General features: G+C 33.5%; 16 protein-coding genes and 2 tRNA genes. 10 read left to right on the forward strand and 8 right to left on the reverse strand.

Annotated elements, in window-relative coordinates; translation table 11 throughout:
• Positions 1-132 precede the first annotated feature (132 nt).
• The 7 genes from GQR98_RS11755 to GQR98_RS11785 all read left to right on the forward strand — a co-directional run bounded on the left by GQR98_RS11755 (position 133) and on the right by GQR98_RS11785 (position 15,474).
• Positions 133-3,432, forward strand: a complete 3,300-nt coding sequence (locus tag GQR98_RS11755) for a SusC/RagA family TonB-linked outer membrane protein (RefSeq protein ID WP_159019665.1) — start codon at positions 133-135, stop codon at positions 3,430-3,432.
• An 11-nt stretch (positions 3,433-3,443) separates the two neighbouring features.
• Positions 3,444-5,327 (forward strand): RagB/SusD family nutrient uptake outer membrane protein, encoded by a 1,884-nt coding sequence (locus tag GQR98_RS11760; protein WP_159019666.1) that lies wholly within the window; start codon positions 3,444-3,446, stop codon positions 5,325-5,327.
• A gap of 32 nt (positions 5,328-5,359) precedes the next feature.
• A complete protein-coding gene (locus GQR98_RS11765) occupies positions 5,360-6,604 on the forward strand; it encodes a DUF5000 domain-containing lipoprotein (protein WP_159019667.1) in 1,245 nt (414 codons plus the stop codon).
• A 31-nt stretch (positions 6,605-6,635) separates the two neighbouring features.
• Positions 6,636-7,409, forward strand: coding sequence for a DUF4998 domain-containing protein (locus GQR98_RS11770; protein WP_159019668.1), 774 nt, complete (start codon positions 6,636-6,638; stop codon positions 7,407-7,409).
• A 181-nt stretch (positions 7,410-7,590) separates the two neighbouring features.
• A complete protein-coding gene (locus tag GQR98_RS11775; protein ID WP_159019669.1) occupies positions 7,591-10,938 on the forward strand; it encodes a carbohydrate-binding protein in 3,348 nt (1,115 codons plus the stop codon).
• Positions 10,939-11,197: 259 nt separating this feature from the next.
• Positions 11,198-13,495, forward strand: a complete 2,298-nt coding sequence (locus tag GQR98_RS11780) for a heparinase II/III family protein (protein WP_159019670.1) — start codon at positions 11,198-11,200, stop codon at positions 13,493-13,495.
• Positions 13,496-13,503: 8 nt separating this feature from the next.
• Positions 13,504-15,474 (forward strand): hypothetical protein, encoded by a 1,971-nt coding sequence (locus GQR98_RS11785; protein ID WP_199270197.1) that lies wholly within the window; start codon positions 13,504-13,506, stop codon positions 15,472-15,474.
• A gap of 55 nt (positions 15,475-15,529) precedes the next feature.
• On the opposite strand, the gene GQR98_RS11790 is transcribed toward GQR98_RS11785, so the two are convergent.
• Together GQR98_RS11790 and GQR98_RS11795 are read right to left on the reverse strand one after the other, a co-directional pair.
• Positions 15,530-15,724 (reverse strand): Lacal_2735 family protein, encoded by a 195-nt coding sequence (locus GQR98_RS11790; RefSeq protein ID WP_074937721.1) that lies wholly within the window; start codon positions 15,722-15,724, stop codon positions 15,530-15,532.
• A gap of 188 nt (positions 15,725-15,912) precedes the next feature.
• Positions 15,913-16,620 carry a DUF4197 domain-containing protein gene (locus GQR98_RS11795; protein WP_042495638.1) on the reverse strand — a complete coding sequence of 236 codons (708 nt, stop codon included), beginning with the start codon at positions 16,618-16,620 and terminating at the stop codon, positions 15,913-15,915.
• Positions 16,621-16,760: 140 nt separating this feature from the next.
• Between GQR98_RS11795 and GQR98_RS11800 the strand changes: the two genes are divergently transcribed.
• Positions 16,761-17,885 (forward strand): TlpA family protein disulfide reductase, encoded by a 1,125-nt coding sequence (locus GQR98_RS11800; RefSeq protein ID WP_159019671.1) that lies wholly within the window; start codon positions 16,761-16,763, stop codon positions 17,883-17,885.
• 83 nt (positions 17,886-17,968) lie between these two features.
• Here the strand turns inward: GQR98_RS11800 and GQR98_RS11805 are convergent, their stop codons facing one another.
• The 3 genes from GQR98_RS11805 to purU all read right to left on the reverse strand — a co-directional run bounded on the left by GQR98_RS11805 (position 17,969) and on the right by purU (position 21,130).
• On the reverse strand, positions 17,969-18,607 hold the full coding sequence (locus GQR98_RS11805) for a hypothetical protein (protein WP_159019672.1): 639 nt from the start codon (positions 18,605-18,607) through the stop codon (positions 17,969-17,971).
• Between the two features lie 409 nt (positions 18,608-19,016).
• Positions 19,017-20,111 (reverse strand): OmpA family protein, encoded by a 1,095-nt coding sequence (locus GQR98_RS11810; RefSeq protein WP_159019673.1) that lies wholly within the window; start codon positions 20,109-20,111, stop codon positions 19,017-19,019.
• Positions 20,112-20,275: 164 nt separating this feature from the next.
• On the reverse strand, positions 20,276-21,130 hold the full coding sequence (gene purU / locus GQR98_RS11815; RefSeq protein ID WP_159019674.1) for a formyltetrahydrofolate deformylase: 855 nt from the start codon (positions 21,128-21,130) through the stop codon (positions 20,276-20,278).
• A 147-nt stretch (positions 21,131-21,277) separates the two neighbouring features.
• Between purU and GQR98_RS11820 the strand changes: the two genes are divergently transcribed.
• Complete coding sequence (locus GQR98_RS11820) at positions 21,278-24,763, forward strand: methylmalonyl-CoA mutase family protein (RefSeq protein WP_159019675.1); 3,486 nt, start codon at positions 21,278-21,280, stop codon at positions 24,761-24,763.
• Between the two features lie 168 nt (positions 24,764-24,931).
• Here the strand turns inward: GQR98_RS11820 and GQR98_RS11825 are convergent.
• Together GQR98_RS11825 and GQR98_RS11830 are read right to left on the reverse strand one after the other, a co-directional pair.
• Positions 24,932-25,004: transfer RNA gene (locus tag GQR98_RS11825), tRNA-Lys, on the reverse strand.
• 154 nt (positions 25,005-25,158) lie between these two features.
• Positions 25,159-25,231: transfer RNA gene (locus GQR98_RS11830), tRNA-Lys, on the reverse strand.
• A 142-nt stretch (positions 25,232-25,373) separates the two neighbouring features.
• Here GQR98_RS11830 and GQR98_RS11835 point away from each other — a divergent pair.
• Positions 25,374-25,895, forward strand: coding sequence for a shikimate kinase (locus GQR98_RS11835; RefSeq protein ID WP_159019676.1), 522 nt, complete (start codon positions 25,374-25,376; stop codon positions 25,893-25,895).
• Here the strand turns inward: GQR98_RS11835 and GQR98_RS11840 are convergent.
• Positions 25,887-26,390 carry a phosphoribosyltransferase domain-containing protein gene (locus tag GQR98_RS11840; protein ID WP_159019677.1) on the reverse strand — a complete coding sequence of 168 codons (504 nt, stop codon included), beginning with the start codon at positions 26,388-26,390 and terminating at the stop codon, positions 25,887-25,889. The genes GQR98_RS11835 and GQR98_RS11840 overlap by 9 nt on opposite strands.
• Between the last annotated feature and the right edge of the window lie 68 nt (positions 26,391-26,458).

Genomic DNA, 26,458 nt, shown 5'->3' on the forward strand with positions numbered 1-26,458 from the left:
TAGGATCGCCCTTTTTTTAGGTTAATTAATTACTAATCAATAAAATATAATATATGGGAAAGAACAACTAAAAACTAACCAACTAATACAAAACCAAAAAAGTATTCAACTAACTTTATTAAACAAAACAATATGAATAAAATTTATTCTTTAATTCATCTATTTCGTCCTTGTAAATACAAGGGGTTTAAGGTGATTAAATCAATATTAATATGTACTTCCTTTATTGTCAGTGGTTATGCTAACGCAAAAACTCCATTTTTAACCATTACAGCAGAGCTAACCGAAAAAGAAGATAAAATAGATCTTAAAGATTATCAACAAATTGAAGTGTCAGGAATCGTTCTTGACGAAAAAGGGATACCAATACCCGGTGTTAATATACTTGTTCAAGGTACAAACAGAGGTACACAAACCGATTTTGATGGCAATTTTAAATTAATTGCAAAAAAAGGAGAAGTTCTGGTTGTTTCTTCAATAGGCTTTAAAACTCAAGAAATTAAAATAGGAAATTTTACAAGTTTAAATATTACAATGATAGAAGACCTTACTGGGTTGGATGAAGTTGTTGTAGTTGGTTTTGGTACGCAAACGAAAGAAGCTTTGGTGGGAGCCGTATCTACTGTCAAACCTGAAGATTTAAAAATACCATCGAGTAATTTAACGGCCTCTTTTGCTGGTCGGGTTCCAGGAGTTATTGCTTTTCAAAGTTCTGGTGAACCTGGGGGCGGATCTGATAATGCAGAGTTTTTTATTAGGGGGGCAACTACTTTTGGAGCTTATTCTTCTCCGTTAATATTAATAGATAATATAGAATTAACAGCAGACGATTTAGCTAGAATATCACCAGATGATATTGAAAGTTTTTCTGTATTTAAAGATGCGACAGCAACTGCTATTTATGGAGCTAGAGGGGCTAATGGAGTTATAGCTGTTAAAACGAAAACAGGCGAATTAGGAAAGCCAAGAGTATCTGTTAGGTATGAAACTACTTATTCTCAGGCTACTCAGAATTTAGAAATAGCAGACCCACTTGAATATTTAAGATTACATATGGACGCTGTTAATACTAGAAATGTGTCGCCAAATAGAAATGATAGGTTGCCATATTTGCAAAACAAGATAGATAATACTCTTGCCGGTAACATTAATCCTTTTGTTTACCCTGTTACAAATTGGCAAGATGAGTTGTTGCAAGATTTTACTAAGAATCAAAGATTAAATTTTAGTGTTTCTGGTGGAGGAAAAGTAGCTAGGTATTATGTGTCAGGTTCTGTTGCTCAAGATAACGGTATACTAAAAGTTGATAATCAAGCAAATTATAACAATAACATTGATAATAAAGTTTATAATTTAAGATCTAATGTTAATATAGATTTAACTTCAAGCACAGAATTGATAGTAAATTTAAATGCGACAGTAGATGATTATAGAGGTCCTGTGCCAACAGGAAACCAAGTATATAACATGATTAATAGAACTAATCCTGTAAGGTACCCAGCTTATTATGAGGCTGATGAGGCTAACCAATTTACAGAGCATCTTTTGTTTGGTAATGTAGATACTGGAGATGGAGAATTAGCAGGTTATTTAAATCCTTATGCCGAATTAGTAAGGGGGTATCGTGACTATAGTAGATCTGTAAATGTTTTAAGTTTACAAGTTAAGCAAGACTTAGGAGGTATTGTTGAGGGACTTAAATGGAGAGCTTTGGGGAATATTACAAGTACGTCTTCTTATAATATTACTAGAGAATATGAGCCTTATTATTATGCTATAGGTGATACTGATTATAATAGAGCAGATAATACATATGCATTAACTAGTCTTAACCCAGATTCAGGAACAGAGTATTTAAATTTCACAGAGAATGAAGACTCTAGAGTTGTTAATAGAAATATCTATTTTGAGTCTGCATTAAACTATGATAGAACCTTTAACGATAAACATGCTGTTAGCGGCTTGCTAGTTGGTATTTTAAGAGAATCTGTTGATGGAAATGCGGATGATTTGCAGGCATCACTTCCTAGTAGAAACGTCGGTTTATCTGGCCGTTTTACTTATAGCTTTGATAGAAGATATTTTATAGAAGGGAATTTTGGTTATAATGGATCAGAACGTTTTGCTGAAAAAAACAGGTACGGTTTCTTCCCGTCTGTTGGAGCGGCATGGGTAATATCTAATGAGAACTTTTTTGATAATATAGATTTAATAAGTAGGCTTAAATTAAGAGGGTCTTATGGCGTAGTTGGTAATGCTAATATTGGAAATAGTAATGATAGGTTTTTCTATTTATCTAATGTTAATTTAAACGATTCAGGAGCAGGAGCCCAGTTTGGAACGTTTGGTCAAGAATCTAGTGCAGGTGTTAGTATCAGTAGATATGAGAACCCACATATTTCTTGGGAAAGAGCCTATAAGCAGAACTATGGTTTAGAAATAAACCTTCTTAAAGATGCTATTCAATTGCAAGCCGAGTATTTTAAACAAACAACAACTGATATTTTACAAACTCGTTCAGATATACCTTCTTTTTTAGGTTTACAAGCGTCTCCAGTAGCAAATTTAGGCGAAGGAAAATCCAATGGTTTTGAGTTTACATTATTGGTAAACCATAATTTCAATAAAGATTGGTGGTTACAGGCGACTGCAAATTTTGTAAAAACGAGTAGTGAATATACTGTATATGAAGAGTCTGATTTATCGGCAACACCTTGGTTGTCTAAATTAGGAAACCCTTTTAATCAAGCTTACGGTTTAATCGCAGAGCGTTTGTTTATTGATGACGCCGATGTAGCTAATTCACCAGAACAACAATTTGGGGAAGTTATGCCAGGAGATATAAAGTATACTGATATCAATGGTGATGGTATTGTGTCTAATTTAGATATAGTTCCAATTGGAGAGCCTACTCAAGCTGAAGTAAGTTATGGTTTTGGATTTTCTGTAGGGTATAAGAATCTTGATATATCAGCATTTTTTGCAGGTTTAGATAATGTATCCTTTTTTATTGATTCAGCAGGAATAACACCATTTGCGGATACTGATGCTAATGGAGATTATTTACCAGATGCTATTTCTGAAAATCAAATTTTACAAGCTTTTGCTGAGAGCCACTGGTCTGAAGAGAACCAAGATATTTATGCCTTATGGCCGCGTTTGTCTACTTATGCTGTACAGAATAATAACCAAACAAGTAGTTGGTGGATGAGAGATGGAGCATTTATGAGATTAAAATCTTTAGAGATCGGGTATAATTTTAAACCAGAAAATGGAGCTGTATTCGGACAGGCAAGTGTGCGTTTATATCTCAGTGGAACAAATTTAGTGCATTGGAGTAAATTCAAACTTTGGGACCCAGAGTTAAGAGGGAATGGATTAAATTATCCTTTACAGAAAACGATAAACATTGGAGCTAGAGTTAATTTATAAAAAAAAAGAAAATGAAGAAAACGAATAAAATTATATATTCTATAATATTCATATGTATAATGTCATGTGATTCTTATATTGATATAGTACCAGATAACGTAGCTACTTTCGATTTGGTTTTTAATAATAGAGCAAATGCTAAGAAATTCTTTTATACATTATATGGTTATTTACCACATTTTTCTGATGTAAATAGTAATATTGGATTAGTAGGGGGAGATGAGGTTTGGACACATCAAACTTGGGATGGAATGCGACTTTCTATCGGAGAACAATCAAAAGCAAATCCAATATATAATCTATGGGGAAACGGAGGCCGTTTAGAGCCGCATGTAGCTTTGAGAGATTGTAATATTTTCTTAAATAGAATTAGCGATGTTAGGGATATGACTGAAGATGAAAAAACAAGATGGATTGCAGAGGTTAAATTTTTAAAGGCTTATTATCATTTTTATTTATTAAAAATGTATGGTCCTATTCCTATTATCGATGAAAATATTGAGGTCAGTGAAGATGTTATTTCGGTGCGTATAGAAAGAGATGGGGTCGATGAGGTAGTAGATTATATTGTATCTGTTTTAGATGAAGCAATAGAAAATTTACCACCACGTATAACTTTGGAAGGTGAAGAACTTGGTAGAGCCACTAAACCAATTGCTGCGATGTTAAAAGCAAAAGTTTTAGCTTTTAGTGCGAGCCCTTTAGTAAATGGTAATTCAGTATACTCATCTTGGACTAATAATGCAGGAACACCATATATAAATCAAACGTATGATGCTAATAAATGGACTTTAGCCGCAGATGCTTGCAGAGAAGCGATAGACTTAGCGCACGAAGCAGGTAATAATTTATATAAGTTTTCAACAGCATACAATTTATCAGAGGAGACAATAACAAAAATGAATCTTAGAGGAGCCATTACAGATAGATGGAATAATGAGATTATTTGGGGGCAAGCTAACCCAACCACAAATACAATTCAAAATAATAGTTTTGCAAGGATTGACGATGAATTTTCAGGTTCAAGTTCAGGGCAAGTCAACTCTTATTATTCTATACCATTGCATATGGCAGAAATATTTTATTCTAAAAATGGAGTGCCTATAGAAGAAGATAGTTCTTATGATTATAGTAGTAGATTCGACTTAAAAACTGGAGATGAAGCTAATAAGTTTTATGTAAAACAAGGGTATGAAACAATTGGTTTGCATTTAGATAGAGAATCTAGGTTTTATGCCTCTTTAGCGGGAGATGGTATTCTATCTTATGATGTAAATAATGAAGCAGATGACACTAGTTTATTTGTTGTAGATGCCAAGAATGGTGGTATGGCAGGTTACCTCAATGAAAGACAATTTAACCAAACAGGATATTGGCCAAAAAAATTAGTGCACTATAAATCAGCAATAGGAAATAATAGTTTTACTGCTGAAAATTATTCATGGCCAGTATATAGATTAGCAGACTTATATTTATTGTATGCAGAATGTTTAAATGAAGTATCAGGGCCTGCTGCAGAAGTTTTTCAATATGTTGATGATGTAAGAGAAAGATCTGGTTTAGAGGGAGTTCAAGCTTCTTGGACAGCGTCTTCAAATAATCCAACAAAGCCAAGTACAAAAGAAGGTTTGAGAGAAATTATTCATCAAGAACGTTCAATAGAACTAGCTTTTGAAGGACACCGTTTTTGGGACTTAAGAAGATGGTTTAAAGCTCACGTTTTATTAAATAGTACGTCAATGAGAGGTTGGAGTTATGAAAAAGCAACGGCAGAAACTTTTTATAACCAAGTAGAATACGGTGTAACAGAATTTTCAATAAGAGATTATTTTTGGCCTATAGCTGAAGATGACATACTAGCAAACCCTAATTTAGATCAGGCTTTTGGTTGGTAATTAAAAATTAGTATTAACAATTAAATAAAATTATGATGAAAAATTTAAAGTCATTTATAGTGCTTCTGTGCATAGCAACTGTATTTAGTTGCGAAGAAGATAAGATGTCATCGTTAATTACTGACGATGGTATCGCTCCCGGTCCTGTGGTTGTAGATGCAAGTTCTGTTGAAAATTTAGCGGGAGCATCAAAAATAACATATAATCTTCCTGATGATGAAGATTTGTTATATGTAGTTGCAGAATATCAGAGAGGGGCTAATGAAGAAATATCTAGTGTGAAATCATCAGTTTTTAATAGTAGTTTAACAGTTGAAGGCTTTTCTGAAGCTTCAGAATATAATGTAACGCTATATGCTGTTGATCAATCAGGAAATAAATCTGTAGGTGCTTCTGTTGTTATAAACCCAGAAGAACCTCCTTACAAATCTGTTTGTGGAACATTAACCTATGCACCAGATTATGGTGGAATTAGATTGAAGTGGGAAAACCCAGAGGAAGGCGACGTTACTATCGAAATTTATTCTGAAAATGAGTCTGGAGGTTTAATTTTTAAGGATGCTGTATATTCATCAGCTCAAGATGGAGAACGTTTAGTCTTAGGATTAGAAGCTGTAGAAACCAATTTCGTATTTATAATTAGAGATAGGTTTAATAATAAATGTGGTCAAATTAAGGCAACAATAACTCCGCTATATATAGAGTTATTTGATAGGGTTAACTATCAAGCTGTTTATCAAACGCATGACACACCTTCAGATTATGGTTGGATACTACCAAGAGTTTATGATGGAACTAAAGGAGATAATGGATATCACTCACCTCCAAACTGGAAAGATCCGGATGGAGTTTTACCAGAATATATAGACTGGTCTTATAATGGAGTTCCTATTACGCCTGCAATGATTACATTAGATATAGGTTCAATATCTCAAGTATACAGATTTAAATTTTGGCCAAGACTAGGTAATTATATGTACCGTCATGGAAATCCTTGGTTATTTGATCTTTGGGGTAGCGATCATTTAAATGCAGACGGAAGTCTTGATGGTTGGACACTTTTATTAGAAGATGCCATGGTTATTAAGCCTTCTGGACAGCCTGATAATGAGAATACTGCTGAAGATATTGAAGCAGCAGAAGCGGGCTTTAATTTTGATATTTCTCCTGATATGCCGAAGGTTCGTTATATCAGATTTGTTCAGAAAGTAGCGCAGAACAGAACTAATTCACTATTACACATTAGTGAAATGGAGTTCTACGGTGATAATCGATAAAAATTTAATAAAATAAAATATTATAAAAATTATGATTAATAATTTTAAGAATAAAACCACTAATTTTATAGGAATTGGTGTGTTTACAGCTGTATTACTGTGTTTTTCTTGTGAGAATACAGATTTGGTTGAAACATATAAACAGTATGTTCCTGAAAACGTAGTAAGTTTGGCTATGCCAGATTCTGTGTCTACAATATCTAGTGGACATAATAAGTTGTTATTTAGAGTGTTTGTTAACTCAGATCCAAAAATAAAGAAAGTCGTTATTGCTTTATTTGATGATGATTTAACAGATAACGATGAAAAAATACTTAAAACTTTAGATATAAATAGAACGGTTTATGAACCAGAAATTTATGAACTGGAAGCAGAGTTGCCAGAAGGAGGAAATGAGTATTTTGTTCATATAGAAGGTCTGGAAGGCCGAAAATCTATAAAGTATGATGTTTTTGGTACAGTTCTAGGTGATGAATATAAGGAGTCGCTACAAGCTCGGCAAAATTCCGGAGCTAGCGCTTATTCTGATTCCGAAGCTATTATTACTTGGGTGTCAAATAAAGTTCCGGATACTGATGGAGAGGTTATTGATAATTTATTAGTTAAAACCGAACTAACTTACATTAGTAGTACAGATGGGGCTATAAAGACTATAGTTATTGATGAATCTGAGGATGAAACAATTATTCCAGATTTTATTTCAGAAGGGACTTATACTTACACTACGTTTTACAAAGCCGTAGTAGATTCTCCTTATTTATTTGAAAGTAACTCTACAGAAGGTGTTTTTCCAGAAAAAATATAAGTATTAGTAATTGATTAAAACTTGAAGTCTCCTTAGGCAATATATTGAATAAGGAGGCTTTTTGTTTTTAATCTAAATGTCTGTCAAAATAAATTCATTTTAAAAGCATTGATATTGTGTTGTTTATGTGTTAAGTAAACACTTTTTGTCATGCTTTAATTTCAACAAAAAACATCAAATAATGAAAAAATATATACAATTATTAATTCTCCCTGTCTTGTTTTTATGGGTTGGACACTTAGAAGCCCAAACAACAATAAATACGCTTGTGGAGTTAAGGAGTCACTTAGGAGACAATGATGGAGATTTTGTAATGACTCCCGGGACATATTACTTTAATGAAACTAATTGCGGACCAGATAAATTATTTTCAAATCCAAAATTACTCTTGTTTACTGGAAATGACTGTAAATTTGACTTTACCGATGTGAAATTTGAAATTGATACTAAAATATTCAAATTATACGGAAACACTGATATTATTGAGTTTTGGGCAGCCGGAAATGATAATGTTTACTTGAATTTAACCATGGAAGATATTGGGATGACTGTACCTTCTAAAGGAGCAGCTTCAATACATCTTGATGGTGCAGATAATTTAATAGAAGGTTTTAAAACAACCGTAAGAGGTTCTTTTCCTTATGGATATGGCGATACTTTTGGTAAAGGAGGAGGTTCTGTTATTGCTCATCAAAAACATGCAGGTATTTTGGTTAGAGGAGACAGAAACCATATAAAAAATTGTAGTGTTATTATGAGAGCTTACGGCCATGGTATATTTGTACAAGGTTCTCATAATGCAATAATAGAAGGTTGTTATGTTGAGGGAGAATTACGTACCGTTGGAGAAATGCTACAAGAAGAAGGTACAGATTCTCCTGCGGATAATGTAGATTTTGAAACCGTTTGGGGTTTTAATTTAAAAGATCATACAAGTGATTATACCTTCAGTCTTCAAGAAGCTGGTATTAGAGCTTATTCTACCGGAGTTATACACGATTCTAATGGGGATTCTACAGGTGTAAGTAGAGGTACTGAAAATACAACAGTTATAGATTGTACCATTGTTAAAATGCGTGTAGGTGTAAATACAGGAGCTGAAGGTGGAGATAATAAACGAATTGAGAACTGTACAGCACTTGCTTGCGAAGGTGGTTTTTGGTTAGGTAATGATGGTGATGTTATTAATTGTCGTGCAGATGCATCAGTTGGGCCAATTCTATCAGAAGATATTTCTCGTTCTAACGCTTCTTATGAAGTTACTATCCTAGATAATTATATTCCTAAAATTGGAGATACACCTTATTTTTATGCAGGAGGAACCAATCATAATATTACAATACACGATGGTACAACTTACTATAATCCAGATATTAAAATTGTGTTAGGAGGTACAAGACCTGCAAATAGGTTTTTAGCAGGTTCTGTAGAGCCAATACCTTCTAGAAACGCTAACAATATTACATTTACAAACAATACACCTTATCCTTTGATTTTAGAGAGTGCTACAGATTGTAATGTTTTTTCTTGTGGACCAGTTGAAGATAATGGATCTAATAATACAATTACTCAGTTAACCGATTGTATTACAACAAAGCCTTGTAATAATACGGTAAACAAACTTGAAGCTGAATGCTATGATACCATGTCTGGTATAGGCACTAGAGAAATAAATGGTAATCCAAATATAAAAGAGGTCTATGGTATACATACAGGAGATTGGATAAATTTTAATGCTATTGATTTAACTGATATGACTTCAATTGAAGCCATAGTATCTAGTATACATAATGATGTGTCTATAGAAGTTAGAACAGGTAGTAATACCGGAGCTTTACTCGCTACAATACCCATAACTAGTACCAGTAGCGAATCTAATTATTTAGAGTTTTCTGCAAACTTAAATCAAGTTGCTAACGGGGAAACCGATATCTGTTTTGTATTCACCAGTGTGAGCCAAACAGGATGGCTATTTAATTTGGATAAATTATCTTTTAATAAAGACGCTTGTTCTCAGGCTTCATACAATCCGTTTCTTCCAATAAGTGCCGAGAATTTCTGTGCTTCATCAGGAATAACAGTGTATGATTTGTCTATCTTTAATAAATCAATTGGAGATATTGATAACGACGATTATATAAGATTTAATAATGTTCATTTTGGAAATGACGATGTTTACAATGAAATTGAAGTTTTAGCATCCTCTACCAGTGGGGGTATTATTGAAGTTAGAAGTGGAGCAGTAGACGGTACATTATTAACAAGTGTAGTAGTAGGAAATACAGGAAGCAATGATAATTATGAAATATTTTCTAGCTATACGACTTCTGAAATAACAGGAACACACGATTTATACTTTGTTTTTAAAGGGACGGGGTCTTCTTTTTTAAATATGGATAACTTCTTTTTTAATAATGATGAATGTAGCGGTGTAAATTACAATGCATATTCTCAAATAGATGCATTAACATATTGTGATATGTTTGGAGTGGTTCCAATAAATAATGAATACCTAGGAGGGATAAACGATAATGAATGGATTCGATATGGTAGTGTAGATTTTACTTCGGAAGCTCCAACACAAATTACTTTTAATGTAGCAGGTTATCCTACTGATGAAACTGAAGAAAACGGTTTTGTAAATGTTATGCTAGGACACCCAACAGAAGGTACTTTAATAGCTCAAACTACCGTTCCAAAAACAGGCGGATGGGAAGTTTGGGAGCAGGTTACAGAATCTTTACTTCAAAATGTTACGGGTACCCATGAGGTTTATTTATATTTTGGAAATGGCGCTTTCAATTTAGATTGGTTTGAGTTTCATCAAGAAACACCTGAATTAGTTAACCTAGCTTTAGCTTCAAATGGAGGCATTGCTTCACAATCTACAACGGCATACGATGGAGATGCTACTCGCGGTAACGATGGAAATACTAATGGTAATTATGGAAGTGGTTCCGTAACACATACCGAACATGGAAGCACTGGGTCTAATACATCTAAATGGTGGCAAGTAGATTTAGGCGCCAATAATGTTATTTGGGAAATTGTAATTTATGGTAGAACAGGTAGTAATTATGTTAATGATTTGAACAATTTTACTGTAGAAATTTTAAACAATAATGGGGATGTTACGTTTACACAATTTTATGAAAACTATCCGTCTTCGCGACCATTAACTATAGATGTTGATAATAAAGTAGGGCGAATTATAAAAATATCAAAAACATCAGATCGAGGATTGTCTTTAGCAGAGGTTGAGGTTTATGGAACAACGACTTTAAGCGTTAGTGATTTTAACTTACCTCAAATAATTCTATATCCAAATCCAGCAAACGAAGTGCTTACTGTGGTAAATGGATCTAATTTATCGTTAGAAATATATAATATTAATGGTGTTTTAGAATCGAGATTTTTTCTATCTGAAAACAATATGGAAGTTTCATTGAAAAACTTGAGTACAGGAGTTTATTTTATAAAATTTACAGGTGATCAAGGAACAACCGTGAAAAAACTAGTTAAGTTATAATATGACGTTATGGTCCAACGATTAAATTTGTTTGTTTAGAAAGCGTTGTTGATTCTAATGTTTAAGCCAAGATGCTCTAAAAGTAATTTTAGTTAGTCTTGGCTTTTTTTATGACTTATTATGATTCAAAAAAATGAGAATCGATATATAAAAGCTATAATTTACAGACAATGGTTAATGGTTTATATTCATTTAATGCATAAATAAGTAATATTGAATAGAATATAAATATTAAACATTAATGTTTCATTTTAGAACTATGAAAAAAGGAATCTCATTTATTATTTGCTGCTTTTTTGTGATGATAGTCACAGCCCAAAAAAGAAATTATCTGTTGTACACCGATAGTAATATTGCTAATTTAAAACAGCAAATTAAAGTTGATAACGACATAAAAAATAGCTGGGAAAAGCAATTAAAACATGCAGACGAATTAGTTTTAAAAGATCGATTTAAGGCCGATAATTGTCAAGTGTTAGGATTAGCTTATCGTATGACGGGCGATGAGAAATACGCCAAAACGATTAAAAAAATATTGATAGATTATACATCAAAAGCTACTTGGGAAGGCGCTAATTTATTAAACAGAACACCAGCTTGGAAAGGAGGTTTAAATACTTCGCATACTAGTTTTTTCATTTCAATAGGGTTCGATTGTATTTATAATTACCTAACTAAAAAAGAACGAAAGGATATTGCTGAAAATTTAGTGCGCGTTGGTATTCAACCTGCTTTAGACGATTGGTTATTACCAAATTCAAACTTTCATACGTTTGATACTATGGGGCATAACTGGTGGAGTGCTTGTGTTTATATGGCTGGTTTTAGCTCCTTAGCAATTAGAAACGAAGTTCCGGAGGCTAAAAACTGGGTGAATGATATTGCTCAGACCGCTACCGAATTTGTTAACTATTCGGGTAGTGTATTACAGAATAAACCGCCAACATTCGATCAGGACGGTGGCTTTTACGAAAGTATAAACTATGCGTCTTACGGTATTTCTCAATATTTATTGTTTCGTTTTGCGTTGCAATCGGCATTACCAAATACGAAACAGGTCGATTTACCAATTTTGGATAAAATAGGCGATTTCTTTATTCAAACCACTTATTACGTTGATGGAGGAAAACCGATGTCTGTAAACTTTGGAGATAGTTTTATCAATAAAACAGGAAACGCATGCCTAACATTACTATGGCAATTGGGATATAAGAAAAACGATTATGCTTGGTACATCAATCAAACCAAAGCAGGAAATGATAAAGAGGGTTTGCAATTAGATACACCTAACGGACTCGTTTTACATCCTAAATTACCAGAAATAGCAAGTAATTATACGCCTAAATTAGCAACATCACATTTGTTTAAAGATATGGGGTGGGCAACCATGCGTAATTCTTGGGATAAAAATGCTACCATGTTAGCCGTGAAATCTGGTTTTACTTGGAACCATACGCATGCCGATGCAGGATCGTATATTTTATTTCATAACGGAAAAAATTTAATTATCGATTCAGGAAATGCATCTTATGGAAATCCGCTTTACACTCAATATTACTGCCAAAGTGAAGCGCATAATGTAGTACTTTTTAATGGTGAAGGGCAGAATAGAAAAGATCCTTATTTTGGAGTTGCAAACCCAGGGTCGCTACATAATTTAATAGAAGGCGACAATTTTAAATACATTTTAGCTAATGCCACAGGGCCTTATGCGCAAACACTAGCTCGTAATTATCGTAATTTTATTTGGGTTGGTGATGTTATTTTAGTGATAGACGATTTATTGGCTCATAAACCAGGTAAATTTGAGTGGCTGCTGCATTACAATGGAGAATCTAAACGTAAAGATTTAGACCTATCAATTAAAGATGGCGATGCTGAGGTTATAGTAAATTCGCTATATCCAGAAACCTTTCCTGAAGGAGGATTACCTCACGATTTTCCCGAGCAAATGCGTCTAGAAGAAAAGTTGGGATATGAAGATCATCATCCAGAAAACAGATCAAAATATTGGTCTATCAGTCATTTTGAAGAAACAGCTAGAACCAAATTTATTTCAGCAATCACTCTAAAAACCGAAGAAAATAAAGAGAACTTACCAATTATCAAACGTTTTGAAGGGAAAGATTTTTTAGGTGTTTCTATCACCCAAAATGGTGAAACAACAGAAGTATATTTTAATCTTTTAGCCGATGGTAGATTAAAGCATCGTAATAGTGTAAATAATATGAATGGTTGGGAAACCGATGCTTATTTAACGGTTTTAAAATTTAAAGTTGAAGCTGATAAAACAAAAATTAATAATGTTGATGAAATGTTTATCGGGCATGGCAGTTATTTGCGTCGAGATAATCAAGTTTTAATACATTCTTTATCGAAATACACGGCTTTAGTAGAAGATTTTTCAGCAACACCAAAAGTAATCTATCAAGGTCAAGAAAAAGCAACAGTGAGTTTGTATAGCTCTAAGAAGACATCAGTACTTAAAGTGAATGGAGTTTCTAAAAATGGGCGTTACGATTCATCAAATAAAATAGTAAAAGTAACTCTAAAGTAAAGCTGAATATGTTGGTTAAAAAGAAAAGCTTCAATAGAAAAAAATATGTTTTTGTTTTATTGTTTTTGCTTGTTTTTAGAGTATTCACCTTTAATGGTTTTGCTCAAAATCATGAAGTTTTAGATATTAAAGCTTATTTGGAACAAGCTGACGGAGAAACTATTTACCCTTCGGATAAGCAAATAGAAATGCTTAAAAATGTCATTCCAAATGAAGTCTTTCAACCCGCGCCAAAAATTAGTGATAGAACATTCTGGAATGAAGTCGCCCAAACCGAATCGGGTAAAACTTATTTAAAAAAAGCATTGTCTTTTTTAGATGAAACTCCAGAGGTTCCAATTTCTGATGAAATTTATAGAAGAGCCAATAAAGAAGGAAATCGGGCTATTTATAAACCGAGGTATTACGATACCATGATACGTTTAGAGCATTTTATTTTAGCTGAATGTTTAGAAAATAAAGGACGGTTTGTTCCTCAAATTAAAACATACCTAAGAGCTATTATGGATATGAAATCGTGGTTACACCCTAATCATGACGACAGAAACAATAGTGTTCTAGAAGGAAAACGAGTTTCGATAGATTTAGGAGCAAGACGTTTTGGTTCGGTTTTAACTGTAGCTGAAATACTTCTGGAAGACCAATTACCACAAGAATTAAGAGGTGAAATTAAAGCACAACTTCAATACAGAATCACGGATAATTATTTGCAAAGTTGTAAGGTTCCCGATAAAAACAACCATTGGATTGATGGCAAAAGTAACTGGAATGCCGTGTGCACTAGTGGTGCTGTTTTTACGTCTATAGCGAATGCAATAGATGGAGATGAGCGTATTGGGGCAATTGGTTCTGCTATTAATAGTATGAAACATTATATCAGTGGTTTTGGTGCCGATGGTTATTGCTCGGAAGGTGTTGGGTATTGGCGTTATGGTTTCGGCCATTACTTATATTTGGCCGAAATACTTTTCGATTACACCGATGGGGAAATTAATTTGTTTGAAGGTCATGATCCTGATAAACTGAATAGAGTAGCCGATTTTCCTGAGAATTTCCATATTCAAAATGAAAAATTTGCACCTTTTGCCGATGGTAGCTCTATCGTTAAAAATAACGAAGGAAATTTTGCTTATGTATTGGCAGCAAAGCAATATGGGGCAAGAAAACCTATTGAAAATATTTTAGATCAAGCTGTAGAACAACTTATTTTTTGGAAAAACCTAGAAGATTTTACAACTAGAAACACTACAAATACAGAACCATTTGAAGTGCCAAATCATTCTTATTTTAACGATTTTGGAATGGTTATTTCGCGAGGAAAACAAAACACACCATTTTCTGTGGCGGTTAAAGCTGGACACAATAAAGAAAACCACAATCATAGTGATGTAGGAACTTATATTTTAGTTTTAGGAGAAGATTTAATTTCAGGAGATATTGGTGCGCCATCATATCGTGCGGGGTCTTTTTCTCCAACCAATAAAGCTAGAAGTTCTTGGGGACATCCTGTTCCTCGAATTAATAATACTTTACAATCTAACGGACGCCAGTTTGAAGGAAAAATAACAGAAACTAAACTTACCGCTTCGGAAGATAAAGTGGTTATGGATATTAGCGCGGCGTATGAATTGGCTGTGCTAGAATCTTTATCTAGAATAATGGTGAATGATAAGTCTGGTGCTGGGGCAATAACCATTCAAGACGATTTTAAAACATCTAAACCCGTAATTTTTGGAACGGCAATTACGACGTTTTCTAAATATGAAATTGTTGATGCCAACACTATAATCCTTACCGGAAAAAATCAAAAGATAAAAGTTGAAATAAAAAGCAGAGGAGGTAAGGTTGTTATTAATCCAGAGCCTGTTCCTGTAGAGCATCTGCGAGAAGGAAAAGGTGCTTTTAGAATAGGTATTGATTTTGAGAAGCCTTTAGCTAGCGGAAGCATAACAATGAAGTATGCACCTCTGTTTAATTAAAAATGTGATTTTGGTTTTGTTCTAAAATCAGTTTTAGTTGTCTTAAGAAAAGGTGCTATTCATAAATATTAGAATCTCTAATCAGGTATTTTAATCGGTTTAATTTATGGAGAAGTTTTATAGCTCGATATTCTGAAATATCACTTAAAGCGGAATCGGTTTGGCGGAAATTATAAGCTTGCTCTATGAGTTCTTTATAGCGTTGGCTTAATCTGTGCTGGTCTGTTTTAATACTGTCAACTCGGTTCATAACGATTAAAGGGAATTAAGTAGAACATAAATATACACTTTTTTGTTTAATTATTTAATTCTTTTTAATTGATTTTCAGATGAATACGTTTTTTGTTTAAGCCGGTTGTGTTTTTGCAACAATTGATTCCATAAAAAAAGCCGCATACAATTTAAAACTGTATGCGGCTTTTATTTATGTTTAAAAATCTAGTCTTGCAAAGCAAAAACCTTTTTTAATAAATCTGTAGATCTAGAAGATACTTTAGTTCTAATTTCAGTTTCTTCAACGGCAATCATTGTAAAAACACCTTTTAAAGCTTCACCTGTTACGTAATCTGTTAAATCTGGATTAACATCACTAGTAAATGGTAATGCGTTGTATTTAGTAATTAAATTACTCCATACTTGATCGGCACCTACTTTTCCAAACGAGCTTTTAATTACAGGATTAAATTTATCGTAAAGCGCTGTTTGTGTTTTAGATGTTAAATACTGCGTTGCAGCATCGTTGCTACCGAGTAAAATGTTTTTAGCATCTGCAAACGTAATGTCTTTTACAGCGTCAACAAAAATAGGAGTTGCTTCTTTTACAGCATCTTCTGCCGCTCTATTAAGTACTTTTAAACCTTCGTCTGCAAGGCTGCTTAAGCCTATGTCTCTAAGGGCTTTGTCTACTTTTTGTAATTCTTCTGGTAATAAAATTTTAACTAAATCGTTTTTAAAGAAACCATCGGTTTGTGTTAGTTTTGTTACTTGCTTGTCAATACCTAAATCTAGAGCTTCACGTAAGCCTGATGCTATTTCGGTAGTGCCTAATGCGCCACCTGCTTGTGGTAGTTGACTAACTACTTGTTGAAGTTCGGCACATGCCGTAAGATTAAATATTAATAAGAAAACGAGTGCTTTGCGAATCATGATATTGGGTTTTATATTAAAAGACAAAGATATATTTTACAAATGAAAACCATTCTCTTTTTTTAAAATACTATTTTAGCACAATTATTGTGTGTATCACAATATATTATTAAATTGACTCTATATTAAGCTGTATTATAATGAAAATAAGAAAATTAGTACTTTGCTTGTTATGTGTTTTAACTCCAATGATTTTTTTTGGGCAAATACATATATCAAAGAACATTAAAAAATCTTCGATTGCAACCACGGATGAAAACGCGTTGTATTTTGTAGATTTTTGGGCAACATGGTGTGGCCCGTGTATTCATGTTTCTAAATATTTAGAATCGTTACAACAGCAGTTTCCTAAAAACTTTTACATTCTGTCTTTAACTCAAGAAAGTGCAGAAGTTGTAAATAAGTTTATGGTTAAACACAATACAGGTTTGGCCGTTGCCACAGATTATGAAGGCGAAACTTTTGCTTTAAACAATATTGCTAGTCTACCTTATGGTATTTTATTTAATGCTGATGGACAAAAACTATGGGAAGGGCATGCAGCCGATTTAAAGGCTTATAGAATTGGTGGTTTTTTAGCTAGAAATCAAAAAACTATTGCTGTTGATGATTTTTTTAAGCTAGAAGAATACAAACAAGAGGTCGCTATAGAGAACCCTATAAAGCGAAGAAGAGATTTCGATTTTCTAGAAATGGAAGTAGATCATAGTGTTAGTTCCGGAATTCAGGCTGTTAATAGAAATGGATATTTAGAGATTGAAGGGCGTTTACAAGATATTATGGCTTATGCGTTACATAGTAATAAAGCGCAAATTAAAATTTCTAAAGAAGATAATAAGTATTACAAGATGTATTTTGAAGAAGGCTCTAAAGCCTTTGAAAATAAAGAAAACAGTATTAGTAAAGCTTTAAAGTTACGCCGAAAGGAGTATGAAAAGGAAGGAGATGTATTGGTTTTTAATATTGATGATGCTAAGTTTTGGGATACTAACCAAATAGACTGGGGGATAAATAATTCTAAATATTTAATAGGCGATTCAGATATACAGGCAGATAACGCTTCTGTAACGGATATTGCTTATCAATTATCTTTTTTGTTAGAAACTCCCATTGTTTTTGATAAGAAGTTTAAAAATGAAGAGTTACATGATTGGCAAATTCATTACAAATATTTTGAGTTTATGTCTTCTAATCTTGGAGAATACGGAATAAAGGTAGAAAAGAAAGTTACAACATACCCAGAGTATGTTTACAATAAGCGTTAGTTTTATTAGAGAACTAATTCCTTTAAAACAAAAAAGCTCAGGATATAAACCCTGAGTTTTTTTGTTTTGTAAAAGGAAATTATTTATTCTTTAATATAAACATCAGCTAAGTTGTGTATTAATAAATAGGTTTCATCACCTTGTATATCTGTAATATTCTCGTAATTATGGAAATTTACAGAGTTGTCAAAAGTTGTTGGAAAATATGGTATATCTCCGGCATCTTCGTAAGCACTGGCAGATCCGCTACTTCCGTTTTCTACTTTTAAAACTATTGAAGAGTATAGGTATTCTAATTTATTAAGGTCGCCCTTACCTAGTAACAGTTTAATGATCTCTCCATCCTCATCTTCGTCTTCATAATAGACGTGAAGAAATCCGTCTTCAAATACGTAATCTACATTATAGATTTCGCCATATTGAGCAACTACCACCTCTGTGTCACTTATAAATTTAAAATAATCGTCTTTATTTTCTTCTTCTATTTCGGCTTTGTTGCGTCCTATTCCTGTGTTTTCGTAATAAGCGGCTAAAACATCATCGGGTACTTCTTCGGTTTCTGTTCCATCTTTAATATAAGAGAAGCTCTCTTCTACATGAGAGAATTTAAGGATAATTGGGTATTGAATTCCCGAGGTGTCATCTTTATCATCATTACTATCGCAAGATGTGTTGATAATGGCTAGAAACATTAATGTTGCTGCAAAAATTACTTTTTTCATGTTGTTTTATTTGAGTGTTTTAATTGAATTAAGGATTAAATATAGAGATATACCTTAGGTTAAAAAATAAGAATTGAAGTTTTTTCTTATTTTAATTAAAACTTTACCGTTGGTCTATTAGTGCTCATAGATTTTTATTTTAATAATCATGAAGAACTGGTTTAGCTAAATGTTAATGCTGAATTGAGAATGAATTTGGTTGGCAAATACTTGCGTTAGGGATTGCAGTGTAAAACCCACAGCGTGGCCGATGATAATCGGTGGCGCGAGGATTTGCAACGTAAAGCCCGACCCTTGTGGTAACGCCCAAAATATTGAAAAATAAAAAAGGCATCTTAATTAAAAGATGCCCTTTTCGATAATTAAACTAACCCCTCAGTTTAAAATTGTAATAGAATTTACAATGTTTTTATTGTATAACTCTAAATTCTGTACGTCTGTTCTTTTGGTGTTCGTTATCTGAACAATCAACACCATTAGCACAACGGTTTACTAATCTTGTTTCTCCGTATCCTTTTGCAGTTAAACGGTTTCTAGAGATTCCTTTAGATACTAAGTAGTTTACTACTGAGTTAGCACGTTGTTGAGATAAAGACATGTTGAAATCATCATTTCCTCTAGCATCTGTATGAGACATTAGTTCGATGCTCACAGGCTTGCTGTTTAATAATGGTAATAATGTTTCGTCAATAATTTTTTTAGATGCTGGAGTGATACGAGCGCTACCTGTTTCGTAAAAAATTGGTAATACGTTAGATTTTAATAATCCACAATCAACTTCTTCCCATGTAGTAATTCCACCTTTCTTAGCTAATACAGTTCTAGTAACAGTTTGCATTTTTGCAGGTACAGTTACAGTTCTAGTAGATGCTGGAGTGTTAACAACTTGACGTTTGATAGTTGAGTATTCTGCAGGAATTTCAATTTCGTCCATTCTTGCTGGAGTTTTGATAACACGTTTTTTGTATACTGTGTTTACTTCTGTAACTGGCACTTGGCTAGTTGAAGCATCTGTAGCTAAAGTTGTAAAGCTTACATCTCTAGATTGAGCAGGATATTCAACAAAACATGCTACAACACAATCTTCCTTGTTAGGAGAATCACAAGCAGTTTCCTTGTATTCCCATCCAGAAGTTTTTGGGTAAGTTTCGAAAGTTCTAGAGCTAGAACCGAAAGTTGCAGGATTGATGTTTAAATCTGTTCTACCTTCTTTCTTTACGTAAGGTACTTCAACAGTTTCGTAAGTTGCAGGAACGTAAACGAATTTCTTAGCAGCTTCTTTTACTAATACACGATCTTCTACAGTTCTGTATGTTGCAGGAACTACTTCTAAAACAGAATATGCTGGATATACTTCGATAGTTTCTTCGATGTCTTTGAATTCATCTTTTGTAATACATTTTACATAACATTTCCCTGGATCAGGATTTGCTGGTAAGTTTTGAGCTTGGGTAAACCCGATTCCGAAAATTAAAGCTAGGCTTAAAAATAAATTTGTTTTCATAAAAATTAAAATTTAGTTAATGGTTGTTTTTCCACATTATTAAGACACAGGAAAAACTGATAAGTCACAAGTTATATTGATAAAAAATTAAAAAGTGTTAGTTAAGAGCACTTTTTTGAGGGGTTTTAAGGGTTCTAAGTGTTGATTATTAATGGATTAAAAAGTTACGAAAAAATTACGGTTTTATTGTTATACACCATAACTTTTCTGTTTGAATGTGATTTTATCGCATTGGCTAGCACTATTTTTTCTAAATCTCTTCCTTTGGCAATAAGTGCATCTATAGTATATGTATGCGATACGTGTGCAACATCTTGCTCAATAATTGGTCCGGCATCTAGCTCCTCGGTTACGTAGTGACTTGTAGCTCCAATAATTTTAACACCGCGTTTGTAAGCAGAGTGATAAGGTTTGGCGCCCACAAAGGCTGGTAAAAAGGAGTGATGTATGTTTATTATTTTATTTGGGTATTTATTTATTAATGTACCAGAAACTATTTGCATGTAGCGAGCCAGTACAATAAAATCGATATTATGTGCTTCTAGCAACTCTAATTGCTTGACTTCGGCCTGTGCTTTAGTGTCTTTGGTAACAGGAATATGGTAAAACGGTATTTTAAAACTATCGGCAATAGGTTTTAAGTCGTTATGGTTACTTATTATAAAAGGAATCTCTAAATTAAGTTCACCAGAATTATAACGGCCTAACAAATCGTAAAGGCAATGGTCGTATTTAGAAACAAAAAGCGCCATTTTAGGTTTCTTTTCAGAAGAATATATGCGCCATTTCATATTAAACTCATCAGCAATATTACTTTTAAAACAATCTTTAAAAGTTTCTGTTGAAAAGTTAACGTCTTGAAATTCACTTTCTAAACGCATGAAAAATATGTTCTGTTCCCGGTCTACATGCTGATCTAAGTAAATAACATTACCTTGTTTTTCAGTAATAAAGTTGGTAACCGATGCAATGATGCCAGGTAAATCTTTACAGTGAATGAGTATGGTGATTTTATTCATTAAAACGTACTTGTTAATTTTTGTTAAATGTAAGTTAAAATTAGATAAATTGGAGTTTGCATTTTAAAATTAGATTATCTGTTGCAAATTGTTGATATTTTTGAATATTCCGTAAATTCGCAGTTCTAATCATAAGATTTTTTAAGAATGAAACAAATTCCTTCCTACAAACCAAAATATAAAGTTCGAATAGTTACAGCAGCATCATTATTTGATGGTCATGATGCTTCTATTAATATTATGCGTCGAATTATTCAGTCTACTGGAGTGGAAGTGATTCATTTAGGCCACGATAGAAGTGTGGAAGAAGTTGTAAATACAGCCATTCAAGAAGATGTTAATGCTATTTGTTTAACATCGTACCAAGGTGGGCATAACGAGTATTTTAAATACATGTTCGATTTGTTGAAGGAACGCGGCGCAGAGCATATCAAAATTTTTGGCGGCGGTGGCGGTGTTATTTTACCTTCGGAAATAAAAGATTTAATGGATTATGGTATTTCCAGAATCTATTCTCCAGATGATGGCCGTGAAATGGGCTTGCAGGGCATGATTAATGATTTGGTACAACAATCAGATTTCGCCATTGGCGATCAACTCGATATAGATGTTGATACTTTGAAGAATAAAAATGATAAAACTATAGCTAGAGTTATTTCTTCTGCAGAGAATTTTCCGGAGATTTCAAAAGTAGTTTTAGATCAAATTCATAATAAAAATAAAAATTCAAAAACACCAGTTTTGGGTATTACCGGAACTGGTGGTGCAGGAAAATCGAGTTTGGTAGACGAGCTTGTACGCAGGTTTTTAATAGATTTTCCCGAAAAAACAGTTGGTATTGTTTCTGTAGATCCTTCTAAAAGGAAAACAGGTGGAGCACTTCTAGGTGATAGAATCCGTATGAATGCTATTAACAATTCGCGTGTTTATATGCGAAGTTTGGCAACGAGACAGTCTAATTTAGCACTTTCAAAATATGTAAATGAAGCGGTTGAGGTTTTAAAAGCCGCGGAGTTCGATCTTATTATATTAGAAACTTCGGGAATTGGGCAAAGTGATACGGAAATTATTGAACATTCTGATGTGTCCTTATATGTAATGACGCCAGAATTTGGAGCAGCTACTCAACTTGAAAAAATTGATATGCTAGATTTTGCCGATTTGGTGGCTATTAATAAATTTGATAAACGTGGTTCGCTAGATGCTTTACGCGATGTAAAAAAACAATACATGCGTAATAATAATTTGTGGGATACCCATCAGGACGATTTACCGGTTTTCGGAACCATTGCATCGCAGTTTAACGATCCGGGAATGAATACGCTTTACAAAGCTATTATGGATACTTTGGTTGAAAAAGCGAGTGCAGATTTAAAATCAACCTTTACCATTTCTAATGAAATGAGTGAAAAGATTTTTGTAATTCCGCCAAATAGAACACGTTACTTATCTGAAATTGCTGAAAACAACCGTGCTTACGATAAAAAAGGCTTGGAACAGTTTGAAGTGGCACAGAAGCTATACGGCATCTATAAAACCATTTGTTCTGTAATGAATGTGTCATCGAACGAAGTTGAGATGTCGCTTATTGGAAAATTAGGATTAAATGATGATGAAATTCTTCGACAAGCAGAGAATGACAAAGGAATTGTGATTCCGACAGGAGGAGGGACCTCTGACGAGGAATCTCAAAGAAGTTTATTGAAACTACTTATAAAAGAATTTGATAGAGTAAAATTAAACCTCGATCCTTACAACTGGGAAATTATTACCACTTGGGACGAGAAAGTAAAAAAATATAAAAATCCAATCTATAGCTTTAAAGTTAGAGATAAGGATATTAATATTGAAACACATTCCGAGTCATTATCGCATTTGCAGATTCCTAAAATTGCCTTACCAAAATATCAAGCTTGGGGCGATCTACTAAAATGGTGCTTACAAGAAAATGTACCTGGAGAATTTCCATACACATCTGGTTTGTATCCATTTAAAAGAACGGGAGAAGATCCGGCCAGAATGTTTGCTGGCGAAGGCGGACCAGAACGTACCAATAAACGTTTTCATTATGTAAGTGCAGGGTTGCCGGCAAAACGTTTGTCTACTGCTTTTGATAGTGTTACACTTTACGGAAACGATCCGGATTTACGTCCAGATATTTACGGTAAAATTGGAAATGCAGGAGTTTCCATTTGTTGTTTAGACGATGCTAAGAAACTATATTCTGGTTTCGATTTGGCACACGTAATGACTTCGGTTAGTATGACGATTAATGGGCCAGCTCCAATGTTACTTGGCTTTTTTATGAATGCGGCCATAGACCAACAATGTGAGGTTTATATAAAAGAAAATAATTTAGAAACTGAGGTAGAGGCTAAAATAGCTAAAATTTATAAAGGTAAAGAGCGCCCAAAATACAACGGCGATTTACCTGAAAGTAACAACGGTTTAGGTTTAATGCTTTTAGGTGTAACTGGAGATCAGGTGTTACCCTCAGATGTTTATGCAGAAATTAAAATAAATACCATTGCTCAAGTTCGTGGTACCGTTCAGGCCGATATTTTAAAAGAAGACCAAGCACAAAACACCTGTATTTTTTCAACAGAGTTTGCATTACGACTTATGGGCGATGTGCAAGAGTATTTTATAGATAATAATGTACGTAATTTTTATTCGGTTTCTATTTCTGGATATCATATTGCCGAAGCAGGAGCAAACCCCATTACTCAATTGGCATTAACCTTATCTAACGGTTTCACTTACGTGGAATATTATTTAAGCCGTGGCATGGATATTAATAAATTCGGACCAAACTTGTCGTTCTTCTTCTCCAATGGTATCGATCCGGAATATGCGGTAATTGGTCGTGTAGCTCGTAAAATTTGGGCAAAAGCCATGAAACATAAGTATGGTGCAAACGCTAGAGCACAAATGCTTAAATACCATATTCAAACATCTGGTAGAAGCTTACATGCTCAAGAAATTGATTTTAACGATATCCGTACAACACTTCAGGCTCTATACGCTATTTACGACAACTGTAACTCGCTACACACAAATGCTTATGATGAAGCGATTACAACGCCAACAGAGGAGTCCGTACGTCGTGCTATGGCTATTCAGCTTATCATTAATAAAGAGTTAGGATTGAATAAAAATGAAAATCCAATACAAGGCTCGTTTATTATTGAGGAATTAACCGATTTGGTAGAGGAAGCCGTATTGTTAGAGTTTGATAGAATAACAGAACGTGGTGGAGTTTTAGGAGCCATGGAAACCATGTATCAACGTAGTAAAATACAAGAAGAAAGTTTGTATTATGAAACTTTAAAACATAATGGTGATTTTCCGATAATTGGAGTAAACACCTTTTTAAGTAGCCAAGGTTCGCCAACGGTTCTACCTGCGGAAGTTATTCGTGCTACTGAAGAAGAAAAACAATTTCAAATTAAAACATTAAAAAATCTGCATAGCGCACACAAAACAGAAGCTTTATTAAAAGAGCTTCAACATAAAGCAGTGAATAATGAAAATATATTCGAAGCCTTAATGGAGGTTTGTAAAGTGTGTTCTTTAGGGCAAATTACAAATGCCTTGTTTGAAGTAGGAGGGCAGTATCGCCGAAATATGTAAACAGCACATTTAAATAGTTAATAGAATACTTTTAGGATAGTTTTTGAGACCTTAAAATAGTTTGAGGTCTCGAAGCTTCTGTTTTATTAAAAAGTGCTTAGAGCGAAATACAAGAAACTTATAAAAAGCAAAAAACCTTTAAATCAAAAGATTTAAAGGTTTTTTTTGTGACCGGGCTGGGGCTCGAACCCAGGACCCTCTCCTTAAAAGGGAGATGCTCTACCAACTGAGCTACCAGGTCATTATTTTAAAATAAATACTAACAGTAATTGTTAGCGGGTGCAAATATAACATCTTTAATTAGAAAAACAATTATATTTGTAATTAAACTTAAGTTTTTTTTAATAAAAACCTTAATAAAAAAACCTACAAATTTTTCAATCTATAGGTTTTTGTGACCGGGCTGGGGCTCGAACCCAGGACCCTCTCCTTAAAAGGGAGATGCTCTACCAACTGAGCTACCAGGTCATTATTTCAAAGTTGTTAACATTGCTGTTAGCGGGTGCAAATATAAAACCTTTCTTTAATAAAACAACACTTTTTTTAAATAAATTTCGTTTTTTTGCATCTGTAAATCGTATGTTTTTAAAAATCAATTCTTAACGAAAAAATGATAATAGTTTTAATGGGGTATATGGCTTCCGGAAAGTCAACAATTGGAAAAAGATTAGCGAAAAAACTAAATTATAATTTTATTGATTTAGATGATTTAATTGAATCTAAAGAAAATGCTTCGGTTTCCGAGGTGTTTAAATCTAAAGGTGAAATCTATTTCAGAAAACAAGAAGCATTTTATTTGCGTGAGCAACTTCAATCTAAAGAAGATATTATTTTATCTGTTGGTGGAGGTACGCCTTGCTACAGTAGGAATATGGATGCTATTTTAAGTGCCGAGAATGCAAAGAGTGTGTATTTAAAGGCGTCTATACCTACATTAATTGAAAAGTTAATGAAGAAAAAGGCAACACGCCCTTTAATAGCGCATATTGAAACCGAGGAGGCTATGGCCGAATTTATAGGTAAACACTTATTTGAACGTGCTTATTACTACAATCAGGCCAATGTTAAGGTGTCTATTGATGGTAGATCTAAAAAGGAAGTTACAAAAGATGTTTTTGATAGCTTATTCTAAAATAGCTTCAAAGTTTTTACCTTCTAAAATAACATTAACGTGTTCATGCAACGAGGTAGAAAGCGAAATACCTTTATAATCTGCCTTTACAGGGTATTTTTTATGGTTTCTGTTTACTAAAACAGCCGTTTTAAATTGCTTTAAAGGCACATTTAAAAAGTGTTTAACGCCATAAATTAGTGTGGTTCCGGAGTTTAAAACATCATCTACTAATACAATAGATTTGTTTTTGTAATCTTCGGGATCCATAGACGTTTTAATCTCCTGCCACGGATTTTTTTTATCGATACTTACTTTACATAGTGAAACATTAATTTCAGAAATTTTTTGCAATGCTAATTTTAGTTTTTTTGCAAAAACATAGCCGTTACTGTCTATTCCTGCTAAAATCACCTCCGTTTCATCTATGTTACTTTCATAAATTTGAAAAGCAATTCGACGTATTTTGTGGTTAATTTCGGTGTGATTTAAAATAATGTTGCTTGTGGCAGTCATAATAGATAGCGTTTAAAGTATAAAATTAAGTTTTTTAATTCGTTTTAGCAGTTTTATATCAATCAAAG

The organism is Algibacter sp. L3A6, from assembly GCF_009796825.1.
Lineage (GTDB): Bacteria > Bacteroidota > Bacteroidia > Flavobacteriales > Flavobacteriaceae > Algibacter.